The sequence below is a fragment of the Ensifer sp. ENS07 genome, from assembly GCF_014852185.1.
GTDB lineage: Bacteria > Pseudomonadota > Alphaproteobacteria > Rhizobiales > Rhizobiaceae > Ensifer > Ensifer adhaerens.
Map to the genome: position 1 here is coordinate 122827 of NZ_JACVBE010000006.1, position 21574 is coordinate 144400.

Annotated in this window: 19 protein-coding genes and 1 pseudogene; 9 read left to right on the forward strand and 11 right to left on the reverse strand. The window is 59.8% G+C overall.

Annotated elements, in window-relative coordinates:
* Positions 1 to 23 precede the first annotated feature (23 nt).
* Genes IB277_RS19875 through IB277_RS19885 form a run of 3 tightly spaced genes read right to left on the reverse strand, consistent with a single transcriptional unit; the run spans position 24 to position 1824 of the window.
* Positions 24 to 428 carry a DUF2177 family protein gene (locus IB277_RS19875; RefSeq protein ID WP_192371422.1) on the reverse strand — a complete coding sequence of 135 codons (405 nt, stop codon included), beginning with the start codon at positions 426 to 428 and terminating at the stop codon, positions 24 to 26.
* A 14-nt stretch (positions 429 to 442) separates the two neighbouring features.
* The gene (locus tag IB277_RS19880) at positions 443 to 1114 is read right to left on the reverse strand and encodes a ChrR family anti-sigma-E factor (protein WP_060583120.1); all 672 of its coding nucleotides are present in this window, start codon (positions 1112 to 1114) and stop codon (positions 443 to 445) included.
* On the reverse strand, positions 1111 to 1824 hold the full coding sequence (locus IB277_RS19885; RefSeq protein WP_371813629.1) for a sigma-70 family RNA polymerase sigma factor: 714 nt from the start codon (positions 1822 to 1824) through the stop codon (positions 1111 to 1113). The genes IB277_RS19880 and IB277_RS19885 overlap by 4 nt, the downstream gene beginning before the upstream one ends.
* An 89-nt stretch (positions 1825 to 1913) precedes the next feature.
* Here IB277_RS19885 and IB277_RS19890 point away from each other — a divergent pair, with 89 nt between their 5' ends.
* From IB277_RS19890 to IB277_RS19900, 3 genes are read left to right on the forward strand one after another with little or no spacing between them, the layout of a single operon-like run.
* Positions 1914 to 3272, forward strand: a complete 1359-nt coding sequence (locus IB277_RS19890) for an NAD(P)/FAD-dependent oxidoreductase (protein WP_192371423.1) — start codon at positions 1914 to 1916, stop codon at positions 3270 to 3272.
* Entirely contained in the window at positions 3272 to 4078 is an 807-nt protein-coding gene (locus tag IB277_RS19895; protein WP_371813630.1) for a DUF1365 domain-containing protein, read from the forward strand. Before IB277_RS19890 ends, IB277_RS19895 begins: the two co-directional genes overlap by 1 nt.
* A complete protein-coding gene (locus IB277_RS19900) occupies positions 4065 to 5279 on the forward strand; it encodes a cyclopropane-fatty-acyl-phospholipid synthase family protein (RefSeq protein ID WP_192371425.1) in 1215 nt (404 codons plus the stop codon). Before IB277_RS19895 ends, IB277_RS19900 begins: the two co-directional genes overlap by 14 nt.
* Positions 5280 to 5285: 6 nt before the next feature.
* Here the strand turns inward: IB277_RS19900 and IB277_RS19905 are convergent, their stop codons facing one another.
* From IB277_RS19905 to IB277_RS19920, 4 genes are all read right to left on the reverse strand, one after another.
* Entirely contained in the window at positions 5286 to 6092 is an 807-nt protein-coding gene (locus IB277_RS19905; RefSeq protein WP_192371426.1) for an SDR family oxidoreductase, read from the reverse strand.
* Between the two features lie 71 nt (positions 6093 to 6163).
* A complete protein-coding gene (locus tag IB277_RS19910; protein ID WP_192371427.1) occupies positions 6164 to 7465 on the reverse strand; it encodes an MFS transporter in 1302 nt (433 codons plus the stop codon).
* 2 nt (positions 7466 to 7467) lie between these two features.
* Positions 7468 to 7971 carry a DUF3833 family protein gene (locus IB277_RS19915; RefSeq protein WP_192371428.1) on the reverse strand — a complete coding sequence of 168 codons (504 nt, stop codon included), beginning with the start codon at positions 7969 to 7971 and terminating at the stop codon, positions 7468 to 7470.
* 66 nt (positions 7972 to 8037) lie between these two features.
* Positions 8038 to 8427 (reverse strand): hypothetical protein, encoded by a 390-nt coding sequence (locus IB277_RS19920; protein ID WP_060583112.1) that lies wholly within the window; start codon positions 8425 to 8427, stop codon positions 8038 to 8040.
* Positions 8428 to 9015: 588 nt separating this feature from the next.
* Between IB277_RS19920 and IB277_RS19925 the strand changes: the two genes are divergently transcribed.
* On the forward strand, positions 9016 to 9813 hold the full coding sequence (locus tag IB277_RS19925) for a DUF1194 domain-containing protein (protein WP_192371429.1): 798 nt from the start codon (positions 9016 to 9018) through the stop codon (positions 9811 to 9813).
* Positions 9814 to 9991: 178 nt separating this feature from the next.
* Positions 9992 to 10240, forward strand: a complete 249-nt coding sequence (locus IB277_RS19930) for a CopG family ribbon-helix-helix protein (RefSeq protein ID WP_192371430.1) — start codon at positions 9992 to 9994, stop codon at positions 10238 to 10240.
* Positions 10241 to 10560: 320 nt separating this feature from the next.
* Here IB277_RS19930 and IB277_RS19935 read toward each other — a convergent pair whose 3' ends face one another.
* From IB277_RS19935 to IB277_RS19955, 4 genes and pseudogenes are all read right to left on the reverse strand, one after another.
* Positions 10561 to 11241: a type 1 glutamine amidotransferase domain-containing protein gene (locus IB277_RS19935; protein ID WP_192371431.1), complete on the reverse strand. Its 681-nt coding sequence runs from the start codon at positions 11239 to 11241 to the stop codon at positions 10561 to 10563.
* Positions 11242 to 11457: 216 nt separating this feature from the next.
* The gene (locus tag IB277_RS19940; protein WP_192371432.1) at positions 11458 to 12684 is read right to left on the reverse strand and encodes an alanine racemase; all 1227 of its coding nucleotides are present in this window, start codon (positions 12682 to 12684) and stop codon (positions 11458 to 11460) included.
* Between the two features lie 41 nt (positions 12685 to 12725).
* Positions 12726 to 14605: pseudogene (locus IB277_RS38940) on the reverse strand (ABC transporter ATP-binding protein).
* Positions 14606 to 14872: 267 nt separating this feature from the next.
* Entirely contained in the window at positions 14873 to 15826 is a 954-nt protein-coding gene (locus IB277_RS19955) for a LysR family transcriptional regulator (protein WP_192371435.1), read from the reverse strand.
* Between the two features lie 123 nt (positions 15827 to 15949).
* On the opposite strand from IB277_RS19955, the gene IB277_RS19960 reads away from it, so the two are divergent.
* From IB277_RS19960 to IB277_RS19975, 4 genes are all read left to right on the forward strand, one after another.
* Positions 15950 to 17878, forward strand: a complete 1929-nt coding sequence (locus IB277_RS19960) for an ABC transporter substrate-binding protein (protein WP_192371436.1) — start codon at positions 15950 to 15952, stop codon at positions 17876 to 17878.
* 76 nt (positions 17879 to 17954) lie between these two features.
* Positions 17955 to 18992 (forward strand): ABC transporter permease, encoded by a 1038-nt coding sequence (locus IB277_RS19965; RefSeq protein ID WP_029742576.1) that lies wholly within the window; start codon positions 17955 to 17957, stop codon positions 18990 to 18992.
* On the forward strand, positions 18989 to 19861 hold the full coding sequence (locus IB277_RS19970; protein WP_029742577.1) for an ABC transporter permease: 873 nt from the start codon (positions 18989 to 18991) through the stop codon (positions 19859 to 19861). Before IB277_RS19965 ends, IB277_RS19970 begins: the two co-directional genes overlap by 4 nt.
* A 34-nt stretch (positions 19862 to 19895) precedes the next feature.
* Positions 19896 to 21572, forward strand: a complete 1677-nt coding sequence (locus IB277_RS19975) for a serine hydrolase (RefSeq protein ID WP_192371437.1) — start codon at positions 19896 to 19898, stop codon at positions 21570 to 21572.
* Positions 21573 to 21574 lie beyond the last annotated feature (2 nt).

The window sequence follows — 21574 nt, forward strand, 5'->3', positions numbered from 1 at the left end:
CCGCTTCAATCTCCGAGTTGGGGTCAAATCAACTTTTGTACGGCCGAAACGGAAAAATACCCGGCGAGAGCGGACGCCGTGGTGATGAAGACACCCCACACCATGTCCACCAAGCTTACCTCCAACGACCACCCCTTGATCGTTGCCAGATTTGTCATGTCGTAGGTGCCGAAAGCGACAAGGCCGAGCAGAGCTCCCGATACCAGTGCTGTCGTCCAACGTCCGGAGCCGAGCGCAGGTATGACGGCAAAATATGAAACACCGGTTACATAAATGACGTAAAATGCAGCTGCGGCAATGAGATTTGGATTCTCGAGCAGAAGCTCTCCAATTCGGCTGCGATAGAATTTCGACGACCCAGTCAGCCACAAAAAGTCCAAGCCGAGAAAGACGATCGCTGTCGCCACGTAGGATATCGCGTAGGTCATCCGGTCGCCTCCGATCAGATCCGAAGGACAGGTTGAAGCAAACGCATAAACCAGCTCCGGAACCTGAGCGGCGCGTCGGTTACCGCCAGACAGATACAATCTTGCTCAGGCGTTGCCAGGGGCTGATGTTCAACGCTCGTGTCTGCCTCCTCTATATCTCCGCGGGCGAACAAGAGTTCTCCGTCATTGAAGCTTCCGCTGAGCACGAGCGTCAATTCGCGCCCTCCATGGCTGTGTTCCGGCACGGGTTTTCCGGCCGGTATGCGAAGCAGACGCGCCGTTGTCGAACGATCGGCGAGCTTTATCGGAATATGATAGGCGCCACGTCCCAGAGACTTCCATTTCAGCTCCGCCAGATCCCCTCCAAGATAGGATCGCAACGGTTCCGGGATGGTTGGCGGCGAAACGGCTTTCACTACTCTCGCGGGTTGCTTCGGCGAGGCGCTTGGGGGAGATTCCGCGGTTCGTAGGCGCTCTTTCAACCGATCGAAGGACGAGACTTCTATTGGCACTGGCTCCATGCTCTCGAGCAGCTCTCCGGCCGTATTCTCCATCAAAGTCAGTCTTGTCCGGCAGTTCGGGCACAACGCAAGATGCGTAGCAACAGCAAGCCGCCAACCCTCTTCAAGCGTGCCGGATGCATATCCCACCAGCAATTCGTCGCTCACATGATGACGGATGTTCATTTTCCGTCCTCCAGCGCAGTCCGAAGCCTCGCAAAGGCAAGTCGGATTCTCGACTTCACCGTTCCGAGCGGCAGGTTCAGCTTGGTTGCAATCGCACTGTGAGAACAATCGTCGAAGAACGACAGCTTCAGCAATTGGATCTGTTCCTGAGGCAAGTCCTTCATGGCGTCCTTCAACCGGGTCGCATCCTGGCGTTCCGCCAGCTCGTTCTCCACGCTTTTTGCATCGTCTGCCACAAATGCGGGGTCATTGACGTCGAAATCCGGCCTCCGGTTCTTGCGGTAGGCGTCAATACGAAGGTTGCGGGCAATCGTAAAGATCCACGTACCTGCGTTACCGCGTGTCGCTTCGAACTGGCCCGCCTTGTTCCAAACGGTGATCATCACTTCCTGCATCAATTCCTCGGCGATGTTTGGATCACGCGTAAGGCGCGCCATATAGGCCTTTACGCGCGGAGCGTAGTAGCGGAACAGCGCCTCGAAAGATTCAATATCTCGCTTGCGACCGACTGCCTCGAGCAGAGAGCAGGCTTCATCTTTAGTCAGTTCCCCGGCCGGCTCTACCATGCGTCCACGCTTCTTATGCCTCCCAAGGTCGACCAGCGGCTCATGCCCAGATCGAACAAATGGGATATCTGGAACAGCGGTAGCGGAAATCGCAAGAATTGTCTCCATGGCACCGATTACGATGCGTCCTGCTTCTTGGATCATTGTTGTCCAAAATTTTGCAAGGTGATCAATCCGATCGGGAGATTTTTTCGTAGTGCGTTCGTAATTGTTCGTCAGATTGAGGGGATAACATGCGGTTTGATCGGGGTATGAGGGGTGAATTCGGGCAACGGCGTGTCGCTGTGATTGGCGCCGGTATCTCGGGAATGTCCGCGGCTTGGCTACTCGGTAAAAGCTTGGAGGTAGTTCTTTACGAATCCTCCGACAAGCCTGGCGGTCACGCCAACACCGTCGTCGCTCAGACGGCTGTTGGACCGGTTCCGGTCGATACCGGGTTCATTGTGTACAACGATCGCAACTATCCAAACCTTGTAGCGCTGTTTGACCACCTTGACGTCCCGACCCAAGCTTCGAATATGTCGTTCGCCGCTTCGTTGGATGGCGGGGCATTCGAATACTCGGGCTCTGGGTTGACAGGCTTGTTCGCTCAACCGTTAAACGCACTTCGTCCGCGCTTCTGGAGAATATTGTCCGACATTTTGCGCTTCTATCGAGAAGCTCCAAAAGCGCTTAATCGGCGCAATCTCGCTAGCAAGACGCTGGGGGAGTATCTCGACGAGAATGGCTACAGCAATGCCTTTGTTACCGATCATCTCCTTCCCATGGGCGCTGCGATCTGGTCCACAACGACCAACCGCATGCGTGATTATCCGCTGCATGCCTTCATTCGATTCTGCGACAGTCATGGTTTGCTTGCATTGACGGACAGACCTCGTTGGCGAACCGTAACCGGCGGAAGCCGAGAATATGTCAGCAGGCTGATGTCGGACTATTGCGGTGAGCTTCGAACAAGAAGGGCAGTCCGGGAGATCCGCCGCGAGGTGGGGACGGTGGTCATAACAGATCGTGATGGCAATCGTGACACTTTCACGGATGTGGTCATCGCAACTCACGCCGATCTAGCGCTGGCGATGCTTGCCGAGCCTGACGCACGTGAAAGAGAGCTGTTGTCCGCGATCAGCTACACGAGCAATAAGGCGGTTCTGCACTCAGATACTTCATTGATGCCCAGGCGGCGAAACGTGTGGTCGAGCTGGAACTACATTGGCGCGTCGGATGATTGCGGTGAGCGCCAGCTTTGTGTGACCTACTGGATGAACCGATTGCAAGGCATCGATCCGGCGGCACCACTTTTTGTGACGCTGAACCCGCATCAAAAGATAGCCAGTGAGCGGATAATCGCGACATTCGATTATGACCATCCTCTGTTCGATCAGCGAGCGTTGGCGTCTCAAAAGGAGCTTTGGCGTCTCCAGGGACGCGGCGGCGTCTGGTTTTGCGGGGCCTACTTCGGCAGCGGATTTCACGAGGACGGACTGCAGTCCGGGCTTGCGGTTGCCGAGGCCATCTCCGGCGAGCGGCGTCCATGGACGGTCCGCGACGATTCTGGCCGGCTCCCCTCCGAGATCGATTACGCGGCGGCTCAATGATGTCGAGGTCGGCTCTTTACAGCGGGCAGGTGTGGCACGTTCGGTTTAGACCCCGCCGGCATAGGCTTTCCTACAGGGTCTTTTCGCTGCTCCTCGATCTGGACGAGTTGGCTTCGCTGGACAGCAAGTTGCGCCTGTTCGGCCATAATCGCTGGGCTCTGTTCAGTTTTCGCGACAGCGATCACGGGGATGGCGAAGTAGGCGCGCTTCGCAGTTGGGTCGAACGGCAGCTTTCCGAGGCCGGAGTGGACGTGAAGCAGCTGCGTATCCGTGTTCTATGTTATCCCCGCATACTCGGCTACGTCTTCAACCCTTTGACCGTCTTTTACTGCGAAACAGACGATGGCCAAGTCCGGGCCGTTCTCTATGAGGTCTGCAACACGTTCCACGAACGTCACACCTATGTCATTCCGGTGAGCGACGGACACGTCGGAGCGATCCGCCAGTCGTGCGCCAAGGAACTTTACGTTTCTCCGTTTGTACCCATGGATTGCCGTTACGAATTCAACCTCACGCCGCCGGGGGAAAGTGTGCTCGTCGATATAACCGAAAACGATCGTGACGGACGACTTCTCAAGGCGGCGTTTTCAGGAAAAAGGGAAGAGATCTCGGACGCGAGGCTTCTTCTGACCTTCCTCAAACACCCCCTCATGACTGTGAAAGTAATGAGTGCGATCCACTGGGAGGCGCTCAAAATCTGGCTGAAGGGCATGCCGGTGCATCGCCATCGACCGGCGGACCTGCGGGTCGCCACAACGATTGTCTCCCGTTCGGAAGAGAAAGACCTGATGCATGAGCGAGCTTGACCGGGGTGCGGCGTTGCCAATGCCGGGCCGCCCGCTGTGGCAGAAAATAGTATGCGGTTGGCTTGCCCGTATCAACCGCGGGCAGCTGCGCGCGGAGTTCCCCTGCGGGGCAGTGCATCTGGTCAAAGGCAACGTCCCCGGTCCCACTGCAGCGATCGTCTTTACGAATGCAAGGCCGGTCTGGCGCATGCTCACGAGCGGCAGCCTTGGGTTTTCGCGATCCTATCTCGATGGGGACTGGGAGACGCCAGACTTGGGTGCGCTCATGGATCTGGCGCTTGCCAACGAAGAGACCCTCAAGCCTGCGCTCGCCTCTCGCCCGTTGCTAAGCCGCCTCGCTTATCTCCGGCATCTGTTCAGACGAAACTCCCGTGCCGGGAGCCGGCGAAACATCGCGTTCCATTACGACCTTGGAAACGCTTTCTACCGCACATGGCTCGACGAGACGATGACCTATTCCGCAGCCCTCTTTGAGCGGCAAGGGCAGTCACTCGGTGAGGCCCAACAAGCCAAGTACGACAGGATCCTAAGAGAGCTTCGAATCGGTCCGCTGGATCATGTTCTTGAGATCGGTTGCGGCTGGGGCGGGTTTATGGAGTACGCTGCCTCGCGCACGGGGTGTCGCATTACCGGGCTGACTTTGTCGAAAGAGCAGGCAGAATTTGCGACAACTCGGCTGGCAGGCAAGGGATTGTCTGCGTTGGCCGAGGTGCGGCTGCAGGATTATAGAGATTGCGAGGGACGTTTCACCAAGATCGTCTCGATAGAGATGTTCGAAGCAGTCGGAGAGGAGAATTGGCCGGTATACTTCGAGAAGCTGCGGACGAACCTCGCTCCTGGCGGACAAGCGCTGGTCCAGGTGATTACGATCGATGAGACGCGGTTTGAGCGGTATCGGCAAAACGCCGATTTTATCCAGACGTACGTGTTTCCCGGCGGCATGCTGCCTTCTGCGGCAGTTTTCAGGCAGAAGGCTGTCACTTCCGGTTTACTGGTGCGGGATGCATTTTCCTTCGGCCGTGACTACGAGAAAACCCTGCTCTTGTGGGAAGGTGCTTTCCTCAAAAGTTGGCACAAGATTGAATCCGCTGCATTCGACGAACGGTTCAAGCGCTTGTGGCGCTACTACCTTCACTACTGCGCCGCCGGCTTTCGCAACGGTACCATCGATGTCTACCAGTTCCGGCTCGAACCGACGTGACGGAGGTCAGGTGTGGTCCTCACGCAACATGCGGCGTGTCAAGGCGAACCGCAGGCTTGGAGGAAGCGCCTTCAATAGCTTCAAGACCACTTTCATCCTCCACGGGAATGCGATCTCGAACTTCCCCCGCTCAAGCCCGCGCATGATGTATTCCGCCGCACGTTCCGAAGAGATCAGGAACGGCATTGGAAAGTCATTGTGACGCGTCAAAGGCGTATCGACAAATCCTGGATTGATAATTGTCATCTGAACGCCTTGCCGTTCAAGTTCAGGATAAAGGGCTTCGCACATGTTGATCAAGGCGGCTTTCGTCGCGCCGTAGCCCGCGGCACCAGGAAGACCGGTATAGCCTGCCACAGATGCCATGACTGCAATCCGTCCCGACCGGCGCGCGGTCATTGCTGGCATGATCGCCTGCAAACAGTTCACGGTTCCCATGATGTTGAGCCTGACCATCTCTCCGATCGCCGCGGCGTCGAAGGTCGACAGGCTATCGCGCCGGTAAGTTCCTGCGCCGAAGACCGCAAGGCAAATCGGACCCAGGCGCATTTCAATGTCGCGTACGGTGATTTCTGTCGCTTCGCGGTCGGTCACATCGAGGGGAAAAGAATGGATCCTGTTCTCCAGCGATTGTGCGAGAGTATCGAGCTCCACCGAGTTGCGCGCGCTAACGGCGACGGTCCAGCCGTCAAGTGCCAAACGGATTGCAAGCGATTTCCCGATGCCGGAGCTTGCGCCGGTAACCCACGCTACCTTTCGACAATCCGTCTCGTGGAAGGCGTGATTGTTGATCAAATCGCGACCGATAGTCATGGAAACCTACCTCAGTGGGCGATGGGGAAAACGTGTCATCAACCTGGTAGCCGTAGACGAGCGTGATACCGTCAAATCCGGCCAATAAGCTCTCGTTGGGCCACACGATCGATCGGAAAGCCCCACATGAGCCCGATTGCTGCGAGCTTCGGGACGATCGGTGCCCAGGCGTAAAGCATCGAAAGACCCTTAAGAGCGTCGGGCGACGAACGATCTTGAGCCGGATCGAAGCCAAGCAGACTGAGCATGGGAAACGTTACCCCTAAGGCTGCCGCGAGCGAAAGCTTTGTTGCCAGCGCCCACGCAGCGAAATACATGCCGGAACGCTGAGAGCCTGAGACTGCTGTGTCGTTGTCGATTACGTCTGCCTGCATGGATGGAGGCAGGACAAGGTCGAAGCCGAGCAGAAGACCGGTGCATACGCATATCGCACCAAAGGCGATCAGGTCTCCGTCGCCGAGAAATCCTGATACCGCAAAGATAGAGCACGTCGCCAGCATAGCCCCACTCCAGGCCCTGTGCTTGCTCCAGCGCCTTGCGGCCTTTACTGCGAGCGGTACGCCAAGAACTGCGCATGCGAAATAGAGTAGGAGAAACGGACCGCGCCAATCCGGTGCGCCGAGACGATCGGAGACAAAGTACAGAAAAAGGGTAGCCGGCACTGCATTGGCGAATCCATTCAAAAGAAAAGCGGCAATGAGACGCAGGAAGGCCCGGTTCCTCGTCATGAGAAGCAGGCTTTGAACGATGTTAACGTCGCGGATTGATCGGTTGACCGGTTCGGGAACGAAAACGAAGGCCGCAAGACCTGTAATCGGAAGGAGGAGCGCGACCAGGACGGCTATCGTCTTTAGCCCCTCAACGCCTACGGTCACAGTCGACCCAACAACGAAGGGGAGGCTGATTGCCGTTAACGTCCCGAGTAGTGTCGACCCCTCGCGGAAAGCGGCAATACGTGTTCGCTCGACATAGTCGTTTGAAAGTTCTGCGCCCCAGGCTGTGTAGGGGAGCGAGGACCAGGTAAAGCCAAGTGACAAAAGCCCACCCCATAGGACCAGATAGCCAAGTCCGGCCGTTTGCGGTGGCCAGAAGAGCATAAATGCGGCGCAGGCAGTGAGCGGGATCGACGCGAGAAAAAAGCCGCGCCGGCGACCGCCGAAGGCATTCCACCGGTCGGCAAGCCAGCCGAATATCGGATCGCTAGCAGCATCAATAAGACGAATGGCAAAAAGTACGCCACCAACGGCCGCGACCGGTAGTCCCATGACTTCGGAGTAAAAGGTTGGAACGATAACGAAAAGCGGCAAAGCCAGCGCCGCCAACGGAAACGCAGGTAGCGCATAGATAACGAGTGTCGCGTCGCGCGTTCTCATTTTCACCGCCTCGTGAACTCGACACGTGTCCACGCGACCGGCAATCCAAACTTCGTCACATAGGCGGTATTAAGCACCCGACCGTCGTTATTCAACGTCATGGTGTCGTGGAAGCGGACCTTGTTCTTGCGGTTGTTGGAATCGAGGAAGACGAGATAACTGAAGCGCGCGACATTATCTCTAATCCGCACCTGTGTTTCTCCAATCACGTCCTCACGCCTACCTCTGTATTTGTCTGGTCCATCCTTTACGAACCGCCAAGTCTTGCGGTCACGAGTTCCGTCATCGAACGTGAAATCCTCCCTGAGCGTCAGGGTGCGGCCGTCCCATTTCCCCAGCAACTGAACATTGAAGGTTTTCTTGACCCCCGTTATGCTGCGAAAGCTGCCTTCGGCGCTAGACCTGCCTGTGAAGAACCCCTCAAGCGAAAAAGATCCGGCGGCCACGGGTGTAATCAACGCGAGGTTCATGGCGATGACCGTGAGAAGAACATTGAAGGTGCGCATGCTTGTCCTCCGTCAAATCGACTGCGCGGCATAAACATCAATTCCATCCCCCTTCCCGGTGCCACTTCAAAGCTCGGGACCTATTCGGGCGATGCCGGTCTTTCCGTCGTCGCGGATCCACTTCAATCTCCCTTCATCGACGCGATAAAGCTCGAAGCACATCGGGCGACCGGCGTACCAGGTGCGAAATCGCTGGCAAAGGAGGTCAGACTGTATCCACCAAGTGCCAGTGTCTTTGGGTTTGACGAACCGGCCGAGGCCCAAAGCTTCGCCGTCACCGTCGACCCCGCCACTTCTTCGATAGTTGAGCGGGAATTCCCCACCCAGTGGAGCTTCAAGAAAGATACGCCTGCCGACGATCTCCCCCTCGATCTCGTTTGCCTTGTATCGCTCCGCAGCAGCCCCTGAAGCTGTAGCCGCGGATAAAGCTGCGATTGCTATTGCAATTCGGAACATGGCTCGTTCGTCTGCTCTTGGTTGTTTTTGTCAGCGTTAGTTACGAGCAGGAGGTGGCGTTGGATCACTTCACGCGTTCTTGTTTGGAATTCGTGAGCTTCTGGCCGCTTAATCGAAGCCTACCGCTCGTCAGGAGCCGTTGGCGCGCTACTCTCACAACATACCTTTAGCAGGAGCACCCGCGCCCGAGCCGGCGGTGCCTCTACGGCGCAGGCGCGAGGTTCTGTTTGAAGCGCCAGCTTGGAATAAAACGTCAAGCTACAGTCGGATGAGATTTTTCCTCGGTGTGGCTGACCGAGACTTAGGGAATGCGCCCACCTACGGCCTAGCAAACTGGCCACGGCCTGCGTCTCATAGGGCCGCGCGAGAGGAGTGTTGCTCTTTTTGGGCTCGATGTCATCCGCGCGCAAGGTCTCAAAAAGAGCTTCCGAGCGTGTCCCTTCGCGACCGCGCCTGCTGTTTGCGCGTCCGCGCGACGTGTAAACGCACGCTGTAGTGGGGTCATTTCTGCCGTGATGATTAGCTTAAGCTAAATCACTCTGGCCGCTTTGTGGTATCCTGCAGCAAGGACACCGTGGGGGCTATGCGATGTTTCGCGTACTGGTGCTGATCCTTGCTCTCGTCGCAAATCCGTTGCGGCCCGCCGCAGCGCCTCCGGACGTCGATTTGGAACTCGTTCTGGCGGTCGACACATCGGGCTCGATCGACATGGGGGAGGCGCGCGTACAGCGCCTCGGCTATCTGGAAGCGCTCCGACACCCGGATTTCATCAACGCCGTCAAAAGCGGTTATCTTGGACGCATTGCCATCGGCTATTTTGAATGGGACGGGAAGGTGAGTGAATCGTCCGTCGTCGCCTGGCAGGTAATCGAAGTCGCCCAGGATGCCGAAGCCTTCGCCGCCAAGCTTGAAGCCCGCCCGATCGGCACGCGGCACGGCACCTCGATCTCGAGCGCAATCCTCTTCGGCACGAAATGGATCGAAACCAACGCCCATTTCGGAGCGCGCCGCATCCTCGACCTTTCCGGTGACGGGTACAACAACACGGGACTGCCAATCGCAGCCGCCCGCGATGAAGCTCTGGCGCGCGGGATCGTAATCAATGGATTGGTGCTCCTCATCAGGCCAGCTAATTCAACCGTTCCGCTTGACCGATACTATGCGGAATGTGTCATCGGCGGCCCCGGTTCGTTCATGATACCCGTGCGCAAGGCGGAGGACTTTGCGAGCGCCATCCGCCACAAGCTGCTGCTCGAAGTGAGCGGACTGACGCCTGGTTGGGTTCCCCAGCCAGCCGCCGTGACACCGCCAGTCGATTGTTTGATCGGCGAGAAATATCCGGGCTTTCTTGAACCGGCATTCCGAAACCTGTTCATCCAGCATTGAGGGAATTGGCGGCTTTGAAAAGAGCCTCATGGAAGGCATTAGAACGGGCTGCTATGGACCATCACATTTCTAAGGACAGGAGAACCGACCAATCACGTGGCGGCTGCATGGTGTCTTGAACCTTGACGCACCAGAGCGGTTCATCGCTAATCAAGGTGAACCAAGGAAGTTAGGTCCTATGACAGCTGCGTTTACCGTGCGTGTAAAAAATGAAACTGCGAACAAGCTGGATCAGCTTGCTGAGAAGCTGGATCGGTCCCGTTCTTATATGGCTGCCAAAGCCATCGAAGCTTTCGTTGAGCAACAGGAATGGCAGCTTGCCGAGATTGAAGTTGGGTTGGCCGAAGCCGACCGGGGTGAGTTCGCCAGCGATGAAGATGTGGCGAGAGTCGTCGGGAAGTACTTCAAGTCCGCCCGCCAATCATGAGTGGGAAGCGTATTCGCTGGACGCTGCGGGCGTTGCGGCGACTTGATGAGATACGGCGCGTATATCGAGAAAGACAATCAAGTGCATTACCGGGCTTGGCCGCCGTCACCATCTTTGGGACCTTCCGCGAAATCTCCTCGGCTGCAACTCGAGGACGGTTCCCAACGATGTTTAGGCCGAGCCGAACGATGCGCGCGAGAAGTTGAGGTTGGTCCTCGGTTGTTTGCCGATTGCCCCGGTTGGGCAGACGAACGCCTTCGTTCGCTTTCTGGAAGGCGAGGCGGCAGCCTTTTCTGGCGACGCCCCGATCCAATCTTCGATCACGGTTTCAAGGCGGCCAGGAGGGCTTTTGCCGTTTCGCCAGATGAGGCGGGATTCTGGCCGGTGATGAGCCGGCCATCGACGACCGTGTGGACGCCCCAGTCCTTCACCTTCGAGAAAACCGCGCCGAGACCGAGCAACTCGTCTTCCACCAGGAAGGGCACGACCTCCGTCAGGCCGACGGCCGCTTCCTCGGAATTCGTAAAGCCGGTGACCTTTCGCCCGTCTACGAAAGGCGTGCCGTCCGGGTTCTTGACGCGGTGCAGAACGCCGGGGGCGTGGCATACGAGGGCAATCGTCTTGCCCGCCGCGATGAAGGCTTCGAGCAGCTTGATCGAGTTTTCGTCCTCGGCGAGATCCCACATTGGACCGTGACCGCCGGGATAGAAGACGGTGTCGAAGTCCCCTTGGTTGACGCTGTCGAGGCGAACCGTCTCGGCGAGCTGAGCCTTGGCTGCCCGGTCTGCCTTGAAACGCCGAGTGAGGTCGGTCTCAAACATCGGTTCATCGCTCTTCGGATCAAGTGGCGGTTGGCCGCCCTTGGGCGATGCAAGGGTGATTTCGGCTCCGGCATCCCTAAAGACGTAATAGGGAGCCGCCAGCTCTTCGAGCCAGAACCCTGTCTTCTTGCCGGTGTTGCCGAGGGTGTCATGCGAAGTGAGGACCATTAGGACTTTCATGGATCATATCCTTTGCACTGGAGGAGTAGATTTGAAGTCCGATCAGCCGCGTCGGCTTCTCGATGCACTGATATTGGCGTCGCAACGATATTTGGGAGATCTAGGTCTCAGAATCCAGCTATCCATCTTGATGATGGACGAAGGAGCGAGAACTTCAACTCGCTCTCGGGCGGCGGTCAATCGCCGCCCAGGTGACCGAAAAGGCCGGTGCGCTCTTCAGGTCTGACCGTTGCGGGCGTCGACCGGCAGGTTGGCTGCAGTGCCATCCGCGCGCGCCAGGACGAAATTGTCGAAGTTGGCGATCGAGGCGCAGGAGTGGTTGGGGAACACGCGCACGCGACTGCCCAGCGGCAGGGGGCGCCCGGAATGGGGGACGAACCCGTGTTCCTCGGACAGTCGCTCGAGCGTCCACAGGCCGGTTTCGCCATCGCCTTCGGCGCTGACGACGGTGCCGAACCCTGCGCCACCCATGCCATGTGCGCCCCGATCGGAGCTCATGGACTTCGAACCCGCGTCGATGATGAAGTGCGCGTCGTTCGACGCGACGACGCGGGCGACGACTGAAAGCGCGAGGTCGTCGGCGGTACAGATGCCAAGCCGAAGGGCGGTGCCGTCCAGAAAGACGTAGTTTCCGGGACGGATGTAATCGACTTCCCGGGGCAGCGGTGCACCGAGGCAAGTCGGCGTTGCGCCGACGGAAATGCAATCGACGGCGAGCCCGCGTTGCCGAAGCCTCTCGGCGAGACCGGCGAGGGTCTCGGCCTCGTCGTGGGCGATCTTGGCCAGGGCATGGGGCTCCGGAGCCCCGTAGGCATGTCCGGCGTGCGAAAGCAGTCCGGCAAATCGCAAACCGGGGGCGCCGGCGATCCTCGCGCACAGTTCAGGCGCTGCCGGGTCAACGGGTTTGAGGCCGACGCGGCCGAGGCCAACGTCGACCTTGAGGAACACGCCGATCTCGACCCCGTGCCGGCTGGCGGCCTCCGACAGCGCATCGACACCTGTTTCGCTCGCCGCGATCGTGCGCAGTTCCACGCCACGCTTCTTGACCGCAGGCAGAAGGCGATCGAGCGACGCCGCGTGGACGATGGGATAGGCCAGGATGATCGACGCAATCCCGGCTTCGGCAAAGACCAGCGCTTCGCTGGGCTTGGAGGCGGTGATACCGCGCGCACCTGCGGCAAGCTGCTGCCGGGCGATGTGGAGGCTCTTGTGCGTCTTCACATGCGGAAACATCGCCACGCCGGCTGCATCGGCGCGTTGCTGCATGGCCTTGATATTGCGGGTGAGCCGTTTCTCGTCGACCTCGATATAGGGTGTCGGTCGCTCGGCGGCCGCTGGACGCAGGAACATTGCGGCCGTGGTCCCGCTTGCGCTGTCGCGGATATCTGTCGACGCCATGCCGGCAGCGCTCGCAGCCGGTTGCGTCACTTCGAAAGTGCTCATGTTGGGATACTCTGATCTGGAACGGGGTATAGCGGCTACTGTCAGGCGGTTGCGACCTGGCGCACGTAGTGGGTCGATGAGATCTGCCGCATCGGCAGTTCGCGAGGCACGAAGTCCGGCGCACGCACCGCACTCGGAATTTCGTCGGACATCGGCTGGCGCCCTTCCGGACGGCGCGTCGGATCGGCAATCGGCACGGTCGATAGCAGCTTGCGGGTATAGGGGTGCTGCGGATTGCTAAACACCGAGCGGCGATCGCCGATCTCGACGATTTCGCCGAGATACATGACCGCAACGCGGTGAGCGATGCGCTCCACCACCGCCATATCGTGGCTGATGAACAGAAGAGCGATCTGCATCTCGCGCTGCAGGTCCATGAGTAGGTTGATCACCTGCGCCTGGATCGTCACGTCGAGCGAAGCGACTGCTTCGTCGGCGACGATGAGACGCGGGTTGAGCGCAAGCGCCCGGGCGATACAGATGCGCTGGCGCTGCCCACCGGAAAATGCATGCGGATAGCGCTCGAGATGCTCAGGCGAAAGCTCGACCTTTGCCAGAAGTTCGGCAGCGCGGGCGCGCATGTCCCCGGTCGAACCAAGCTTGTGGACCCGCATCGGATCCATCAGCGATTGCTCGATCGTCATGCGCGGGTTGAGCGAAGAAAACGGATCCTGGAAGACCATCTGCGCTTCGCGCCGAAATTGCGCGAGGACAGGGCGCGGCGCGCCGATCAGTTCGGTTCCATCAAAGCGGATGGAGCCAGAGCGCGGTCGATCGAGCTGCATGAGCGAGCGGGCGACCGTCGACTTGCCGCAGCCGGATTCACCGACCAGCGCCAGGGTCTCACCGGGAAAAATGTCGAAGGAGACGTTCTCCACCGCGTGCACCCGACCGGAGACGTGGCCGAACAGCCCGGCCTTGAGATCGAAGCGCGTCACCAGGTTTCGCACCTCGACGAGTGGGCGAGGGGATTGCGTCATATGAGCCGGCGCGTTCATTCTGTCGCCTCCGCGGGCTGCCGCTCCGGTTCGAACACCAGCAGCGGAAATTTCTCCGGCGCATCCTTGTCGGCCATGCTGCCGAGGCGCGGCACGGCGGAAATCAGGGCGCGCGTGTAGGCATGCTTCGGCTTGGCGAAGATGTCGTAAACCGAACCCGTCTCGACGATTTCACCCTTGAGCATCACGCAGACCCGGTCTGCGACTTCCGCAACGACGCCCATGTCGTGGGTAATGAACAGCACCGACATGCCGATTTCGTGCTGCAGGGCGCGAACCAGATCGAGGATCTGCGCCTGAATGGTCACGTCGAGTGCAGTCGTCGGCTCGTCGAGGATCATCAGCGACGGGCGGCAGGCGAGCGCAATAGCGATCATGACGCGCTGGCGCATGCCGCCGGAGAGCTGGTGAGGATACTGGTCGAGCCTGCGTTCCGCATCGGGCACACGTACCAGCTTGAGGGTGTTGAGCGCGATCTGGCGCGCTTCCCCGGGTGTCTTGTGCTGGTGATGGATCACCGCTTCGGCAATCTGGTCGCCGACGGTAAAGACCGGGTTCAGGCTCGACATCGGGTCCTGGAAAACGATCGAGATGTCCGCGCCACGAAGGGCTTCGATCCGCTTTTCCGACAATGTCGCGAGGTCGGCGACCTTGCCGTCCTTCAAGCGCATCAGCACCCGCCCGCCGGTAATCGCCGCGCCATCATACTCGGTCAAACGCATGATCGTCATGGCGGTCACAGATTTGCCGGATCCGGACTCGCCGACCAGCGCAACTGTCTCGCCGCGCGCGATGCGGAAGGAGACGCCCCGCACCGCGCGCAGCTGTGAGCGGGTGCCGGCCGCGAAGGAAACCTCAAGGTCTTCGACGGATAGGATGACATCCTCGGGCAGTTCAGGGGGCGCGGATTTAGACAGGAACATCAGCACATGGACCCGATTTCGAGGGGACGTTGCCCTATCAGGTCTCGCAACGGGGTTGCATCCTGTCAATATGCTCGGGTGGCGGAGAACTCCCTGCGAGGCAGGCCGTCAGTGCCCGGGCGGCACGCAATCGGCTTCGGTCCGTGCCGCAAAACCGAGTGAAATCAATGTGTCGCGAATGTGGCAATCGAAACTATGCGCTTTCTGCATCGTGTCGCCTGTCTTCGCATATGGCCTCGGTCGGGCGATTTGGGTTATGACGGTGCTTCAGGCGGCGTCGATGCCGGCATCGAATCCGTTCTTGTACTGTGGCAATGCCGCACACTGCTTGAGATGCTGCCACAACCCATCGCTGTCGGCGCTGCCAGGGCCGGCGCGCCTGAAGATACGGATCTCCATTTCGAGCGACATCTGTGGTCCGCCGATCTGGACGAGGCGGCCTTGGCGCAGGGCTTCCGCCACACAGATCTGCGGCAGCCAGGCGACGCCACGCCCGGCGACGGCCATGTGCTTTAGGCCATCGGCGAGGCCCGACTGATAGACGATGCTGAGATTGAGCGGCCGGCGCCAGCGCGACTGGATCAAGGTCGCCAGCTTGCCGATGTAGCCGTCGCTCCAGGAATAGGCGAGATAAGGGATCTCCGTGCTTTCGGGCCCGTCGATGTCGAACAGCGGCCGGCCGCTCTCGTCGGTTCCCGACACCAGGATGAGCCTGTCCTTGCCGATTTGCAGGGATTCGAACGGACCACCTTCCAGCACCGGCGGGCCATCGGGATGCACATAGGTGATGGCAAAATCGCACTGGCCCGAACACAGATGATCGATGCTTTCAAGGAAGTCGGCGGCATGCATGCTGGTGCGAAGCGGTATCCGCGAGATCAGCGGCGAGCCGATCCATCTCGGGAAAAAATACATCGCCAGCGTATGCAGCGAGGTAAATGTCAGCATGGCCGAGCTTTCGCCCGCGACATTGCGGCAATCGGTGCGCAGCCTGTAGGCCTCACGCACGAGACGCTGGCAACCCGGAAGGAACATCGTTCCCGCCCGTGTCAATTGCACGGGATAGGTGCTGCGGTCGATCAAGTCCGTGCCGATCCAGTTCTCAAGCGATTTGATGCGGCGACTGAAGGCCGGCTGCGAAATGTTGCGCGCAGTCGCCGCCGTCGAAAAGTTCCGCGTGGCGGCGATTTCGAGAAAATCTTCAAGCCATTGCAGTTCCATGCCGGCCCTCATGCGTGATTTGCATAGTCTATCCTAATTACACATTGGACAGACCTGCAAGCGCTCTTCTAGCCTCCCCTATAACGAGAAGAAAACTTCCGCCTCCACCAAATGGGAACAACGATGAAACGCACCTTAGCCCTAGCTCTGTGCTTGGGGCTCGGCATCGCGGCTGCGCCCGCTATGGCCGAGACCAAGAACCCCGGCACTTTCGTCTTCATGTGGACCGACGACATCCAGTCGTTCGATCCGGCCTATATCGCCAACACGCCGAGCTCTTACGGCGCTCTCAACATCTACAGTCGCTTGTTGAACTTCAACGGCTCGAAGATCTCCGAGTTCGTGCCGTCGCTGTCGACCGAAGTACCGTCGCTCGAAAACGGCCTCATCAAGCAGGCGGCCGATGGCTCGGTGAGCTATACCTTCCCGATCCGCAAAGGCGTTCTCGCCCACAAGGTCGGGATCAAGGGCGCCGACGGCAAAGTCACCTGGGAATACTACGACAAGCTGACCGACGCCCAGAAGGCGACGATCGAGCCGGGTTACGGCCAGATCACGCCCGAAGACGTGCGCTATTCGCTGTTGCGCGCCATCCTTCAGGGGCAGTCGTGGATGTCGAACGCGATCACCGAGGTGATCACCGCCGGCAAATATACCGATATCGCCAAGTGGGTCGAAACCGAAGGCGAGGTCAAATCGATCGATGACGCCAGCCCCGAGGTTCTGCGCAAGGTCTATGACCAGCTCGCCTCGCAGATCGTCGTCGACGGCGACAATGTCACGCTGAAACTGCCGAAGTCGTTTCCGGCCACGCTTGGGGTGATCGCGCTGCCCTTCGGCACCTCGGTGCTCGACAAGGAATGGGTTGCCTCGGTCGGCGGCTGGGATGGGTCGGGCGACACCTGGAAGGCCCATTACCGTCCGGAACTCGGCGCCAATCCGCTGTTTGCGGAAGAAAATGGCACCGGGCCGTTCATGCTCGAGGAATGGGACCGAACCGACCGGCGCATCACGTTGAAGCGCTTCGACAACTACTTCATGGGCCCTGCAAAGCTTGAGCGGGTGGTGATGCGCACCGTTCCGGAATGGACGACGCGGCGTCTCCAGCTACTGTCCGGTGACGCCGATTTCGTCACGGCACCCGTCGAGTTCATCGACGAACTCAGCAAGACCGAAGGCGTCAAGGTCATTGACGGCCTGCAGAAGGTGTTCTCGCGCGGCATCTTCTTCGCCTGGCCGCTCGACGACAACGACAATCCGGCCATCGGCAGCGGCAAGCTCGACGGTGCCGGCATTCCGCCGGACTTCTTCGCCGACATCGACGTGCGCAAGGGCTTCAACTACGCCCAGAACTACGACGCGCTGCTTACCCAGGTGCTGCTCAACAAGACCGTGCAGTCTCGTGGGCCGACGGTTCGCGGCATCATGGGTTACCGCCCGGATTCACCTGTCTACAGCTACGATCCCGCCAAGGCCGAAGAACACTTCAAGAAGGCATTCGGCGGCAAGCTCTGGGATACCGGCTTTGCCTTCACCGCCTATGTGACCGAAGGCAACCCGCAGCTGACGGCGGCACTCTCGGCGCTGCAGCAGGGCCTGTCGCGCATCAATCCGAAGTTCAAGATGCAGATCCAGGCTCTGCCGTGGGCATCCGTTTCGGACAAGCTCAACAACCGCGAAAAGCCGGCAGCACCCTTGACGGTGATGGGTTGGGGTCCTGACTATTCCGACCCGGGCGGTCCGCTCGGTGCCGCCAGCTATTACCTCTCGCCCACGGGTCTCGTCGGCGGCATGGTCGGCCAAGGTTATCGCGACCTGATGGCGGAGAAGTTTAAGCCGCTCCTGGATGAAGCCTGGGCATCGGTCGATCCGGCGGTTCGCGAGCCGATCTACGCCAAGCTGCAGGAGATGTCGTACGAATACGCCACCACCCAGTTCCTCTGGGAGGACTTCGGCTACGTCGTCACCCGCAGCAACATCGATGGTTATGTCGACAACATGATCCTCTACGGCGCCTGGGACTTTTACCCGGTCACCAAGGCCAACGATTGATTGGCCAGGGCTGCCGGGTGGCAATCCCGCCCGGCAGCCAGTGTTTCATTTTCCCTGAAATCGGAACGTGTGAACCGTGCTGAATTACGCACTCAGACGACTGATGATGCTGCCGATCGTCCTCTTCGCGCTGTCGTTGATGATCTTCGCGCTGCAGATGTCGCTTTCGCCGACACAGAGACTGGCGGCCTATGCGCCGTCGCCCGACTATCTCAAGGGTGGTCAGGAGAGCATCCGTCGGATGATCGAGCAGTACGGGCTCAACGATCCCTTCTACATTCAGTACGGCCGCTGGATCGGCGGCGTTCTCAGCGGCAATCTCGGCTGGTCCGAGACCGCCCGCCAACCGGTGTCGACGGCGCTGATGTCGCTGTTTCCGGCGACGCTGGAGCTGGTCGTGCTCGCCTTCGTGCCCTGTCTGCTACTCGCCGTCTACCTCGGTTCGCGCGCCGGCATCTATCTCAACCGCTGGCCCGACCACGTCATCCGCATCTTCACCATTCTCGGCTGGTCCTTTCCGGTTTACGTCTTCGGCCTCTTGATGCTGCTGATCTTCTATTCGGCGCTTGACTGGTTTCCGCCCGGCCGGCTCAGCCAGTGGGCGCAAACCGTGGTCAGCTCCGGCGATTTCGTGCGCTACACCGGCGCCAATACTATCGACGCGCTGCTCAACGGCAACCTGGCGATCTTCGGCGATGCACTTCGTCACCTTGCGGCGCCCGTCATCACGCTGACCTATGTCAACGTCGCCAGCATGACGCGGGTGATGCGCACCTCGATGCTGGAAACGCTGCGCCAGGACTACGTACGCACCGCCCGCGCCAAGGGCCTGCCGCGTCGCGTCGTCGAATTGCATCACGCCAGGCGCAACGCGCTTCTGCCGCTCGCAACCATCGCCGGCATGGAACTCGCCGTGATGATGGGTGGCGTGGTCATCACCGAGACCATCTTTGACTACGCCGGGCTCGGCCAGTTCGCCGCCAAGACCGCTGCCAATCTCGACTTTCCCGCAGTCCTCGGCTTCGGCCTCTATTTCGCGGTCGTGCTGGTGCTGATGAACCTGGTCGTCGATCTCATCTATCCGTTGCTTGACCCGAGGGTGAAGACGCAATGAAGTTTCTTCGTTACCTCGCACGCAATCCGGTGTCGCTGTTTGGCGTCGTGATCCTGCTCGCTTTCGTGCTGATCGCCGTCTTCGCTCCCGTCTTGGCCCCGCCACAGAGCTTCCAGCTTTCGCCCTACGACACGCCGCGCGCCGGTTTCCTGGCGACGCCGCAACCGCCTTCGCCGGAGGCCGTGTTTGGCACGACCCAGGGCCAGTACGACATCTTCTATGGCGTCGTCTGGGGTACGCGCACGGCATTCAAGATCGGGCTCGGGGTCGTGGCGATCTCAGTGCTGATCGGCACGGTCGTCGGCGCTGTCGCGGCCTATTACGGCGGCGTCGTCGAGGAAGTGCTGATGCGCATCGTCGACGTGTTCATGGCCGTGCCCTTCCTGATCGCCGCCATGGTGCTGACGGCTTTGCTCGGCAAAGGCATCGTGCCCATCACGATCGCGCTGACGACGTTCGGCTGGATGAGTTATGCCCGCATCGTTCGAAGCGAGATCCTGAGGATCCGCGAGATGGATTACATCCACGCAGCCAGGAGCTACGGCGCCAGCGATCTCAGGCTGATCGTCCTGCATATCCTGCCCAACGCCATGTTCCCGGTGCTGGTTCTCGCGACGATGGCGACCGGTTCCATGGTGCTGTCCGCCTCAGCGCTCAGCTTCCTCGGCGTTGGCACCGAAGAAGGTTATGCCGACTGGGGCCAGTTCATCGCCTATTCGCGCAACTGGATCGTCGGTCAGCCCGGCAATCCCTTCCAGTTCTGGTACACGCTGGCCTTCCCCGGCGCGGCCGTCTTCCTCTTCGTACTGTCGTGGAACCTCGTCGGCGATGCGCTGCGCGACATGCTCGACCCACGCCACGCCCATTGAGACCTAATCCCTTTACGACCAAGGAGCATTTTCCATGTCCCCTCTGTCTGCTGCTTCCATCGAGCTGTTCGAGGATCTGATCCGGTACGAGGTCGAGGACAAGGCGATCCCGTCGATCTCCTACGCCCTCGTCGACCGAGACGGTGTGCTTGCCGAAGGCCATGTCCAGCGCCATGACCGCCATTTCGACATGGGCAAGGACACGTGCTTCCGTATCGGCTCGATCACCAAGACCTTCACCTCGCTGGCGATCATGCAACTGGTCGAAAAGGGCCTTGTCGATATCGATGTCGACGTCTCGACCTACCTGCCCGGATTCAAGCCGGTGAACCCGTTCGCCGGCGCTGAAGGCGGGCCCTACGGCTCGGTCATCAGCCTGCGCAAGCTGATGACCCATACGGCCGGGCTCGTGCGCGAACCGAAGAGTGGCCACTATCTCGACGCGACCCGTCCTCCGCTGGAGGACACGGTCGACGAGCTTGCCAGCTCGACCTTGAAGCAGGATCCGAGCCTCGGGGTGATGCATTACTCCAACGCCGGCATCGCCGTCGTCGGTCGGGTGATCGAGGTCGTCACTGGCCAGAGCTATTCCGACTATGTCGCTACCAACATTCTAAAGCCGCTCGGCATGGACAGTTCCTCCTGCGGCATGGCGCCCGGCATTCGCGAGCGGCTTGCGCCGGCCGACATGTGGACGCTCGACGGCGATACGCCGGCGCCGGTGTTCAGCCTTGGCGGCTCGCCGGCCGGCAACATCTTTTCCACCACCGGCGATATGGCACGCTACGCCCAGTGCCTGCTGCGCGGCGGCTTTGACGCTGCCGGCAATTCGATCATCTCGCCGGCGTCGCTGCGCGAGATGTGGACACCGTTCGGCAAACGTCCGGCCGGCCACGACAAGACGCTCAACGGGTATGGCCTGTGCTTTGGTTCCGGTGACGTCGACGGCTGGACCTCGGTCGGCCATGGTGGCGCTGTCTATGGTTATGCTTCGCAGATGATGCTTTTGCCTGCCGCCGGCGTCGGCGTGCTTATTTTTGCGACCCTTGATTTCGCCAACCAGATTGCCTCCCGGCTTGGGGTCGACGGCGTGCGCATCGTTCTTGCCGAGCGCAAGATGGGCACGATGCCGGAGCGGACACAGCGTCCGCCGGAGATCTCCGAAGCGCAGTTCAAGGCCTTGCCGGGCTATTACCGCGACGACGCCACGCAGGAGATCGTCGAGGTCAAATCCAAGGACGGCAAGGTCTACCTGATGGGCGAGGGCGTTCCGCATCGGATCCGTCCGGTGGCGGGCAACGATTTCGTCATCGACGGTCGCATCTACGGGCGCGGCGCGGACTATGCCCATATGAACCTCTCCTTCCCGGCAGCCGGCAAGCTCGCCTGGCGGGATACAAGCTGGACACGCATAGAGACGCCTGAAGACGAGACTGTGCCCGACGCCATTGCGCCGCATCTCGGCGAATACGGGCCGGACTTCAACATCACCTACCTGACCTACAGCCATGGCGGCCTGAAATGCCTGATCGAGTACTTCTGCACGCACACATGCGAGCCGGTGGAGGAGGGACGCTTCCGCATGCATGGACGGCTTTACGAAGACGAGATCCTCGAACTTGATGCCGTCGACGACAACGGCAAGCGCGGCATTCGCGTCGGGCCGATGTTCCTGGAGCGACGCAGCCCGTCCCAGGCCGAAGCGGCGTGACC

What these genes read in the sequence shown, in the direction of transcription:
- IB277_RS19915 (WP_192371428.1), bottom strand. Translation starts at nt 7,971, where the DNA reads ATGCGCACCTTCAATGTTCTTCTCACGGTCATCGCCATGAACCTCGCG.
- IB277_RS19890 (WP_192371423.1), top strand. Translation starts at nt 1,914, where the DNA reads ATGCGGTTTGATCGGGGTATGAGGGGTGAATTCGGGCAACGGCGTGTC.
- IB277_RS19930 (WP_192371430.1), top strand. Translation starts at nt 9,992, where the DNA reads ATGACAGCTGCGTTTACCGTGCGTGTAAAAAATGAAACTGCGAACAAG.
- IB277_RS19975 (WP_192371437.1), top strand. Translation starts at nt 19,896, where the DNA reads ATGTCCCCTCTGTCTGCTGCTTCCATCGAGCTGTTCGAGGATCTGATC.
- IB277_RS19925 (WP_192371429.1), top strand. Translation starts at nt 9,016, where the DNA reads ATGTTTCGCGTACTGGTGCTGATCCTTGCTCTCGTCGCAAATCCGTTG.
- IB277_RS19920 (WP_060583112.1), bottom strand. Translation starts at nt 8,427, where the DNA reads ATGTTCCGAATTGCAATAGCAATCGCAGCTTTATCCGCGGCTACAGCT.
- IB277_RS19940 (WP_192371432.1), bottom strand. Translation starts at nt 12,684, where the DNA reads ATGAGCACTTTCGAAGTGACGCAACCGGCTGCGAGCGCTGCCGGCATG.
- IB277_RS19875 (WP_192371422.1), bottom strand. Translation starts at nt 428, where the DNA reads ATGACCTACGCGATATCCTACGTGGCGACAGCGATCGTCTTTCTCGGC.
- IB277_RS19905 (WP_192371426.1), bottom strand. Translation starts at nt 6,092, where the DNA reads ATGACTATCGGTCGCGATTTGATCAACAATCACGCCTTCCACGAGACG.
- IB277_RS19900 (WP_192371425.1), top strand. Translation starts at nt 4,065, where the DNA reads ATGAGCGAGCTTGACCGGGGTGCGGCGTTGCCAATGCCGGGCCGCCCG.
- IB277_RS19885 (WP_371813629.1), bottom strand. Translation starts at nt 1,824, where the DNA reads ATGATCCAAGAAGCAGGACGCATCGTAATCGGTGCCATGGAGACAATT.
- IB277_RS19895 (WP_371813630.1), top strand. Translation starts at nt 3,272, where the DNA reads ATGTCGAGGTCGGCTCTTTACAGCGGGCAGGTGTGGCACGTTCGGTTT.
- IB277_RS19935 (WP_192371431.1), bottom strand. Translation starts at nt 11,241, where the DNA reads ATGAAAGTCCTAATGGTCCTCACTTCGCATGACACCCTCGGCAACACC.
- IB277_RS19910 (WP_192371427.1), bottom strand. Translation starts at nt 7,465, where the DNA reads ATGAGAACGCGCGACGCGACACTCGTTATCTATGCGCTACCTGCGTTT.
- IB277_RS19955 (WP_192371435.1), bottom strand. Translation starts at nt 15,826, where the DNA reads ATGGAACTGCAATGGCTTGAAGATTTTCTCGAAATCGCCGCCACGCGG.
- IB277_RS19880 (WP_060583120.1), bottom strand. Translation starts at nt 1,114, where the DNA reads ATGAACATCCGTCATCATGTGAGCGACGAATTGCTGGTGGGATATGCA.
- IB277_RS19970 (WP_029742577.1), top strand. Translation starts at nt 18,989, where the DNA reads ATGAAGTTTCTTCGTTACCTCGCACGCAATCCGGTGTCGCTGTTTGGC.
- IB277_RS19960 (WP_192371436.1), top strand. Translation starts at nt 15,950, where the DNA reads ATGAAACGCACCTTAGCCCTAGCTCTGTGCTTGGGGCTCGGCATCGCG.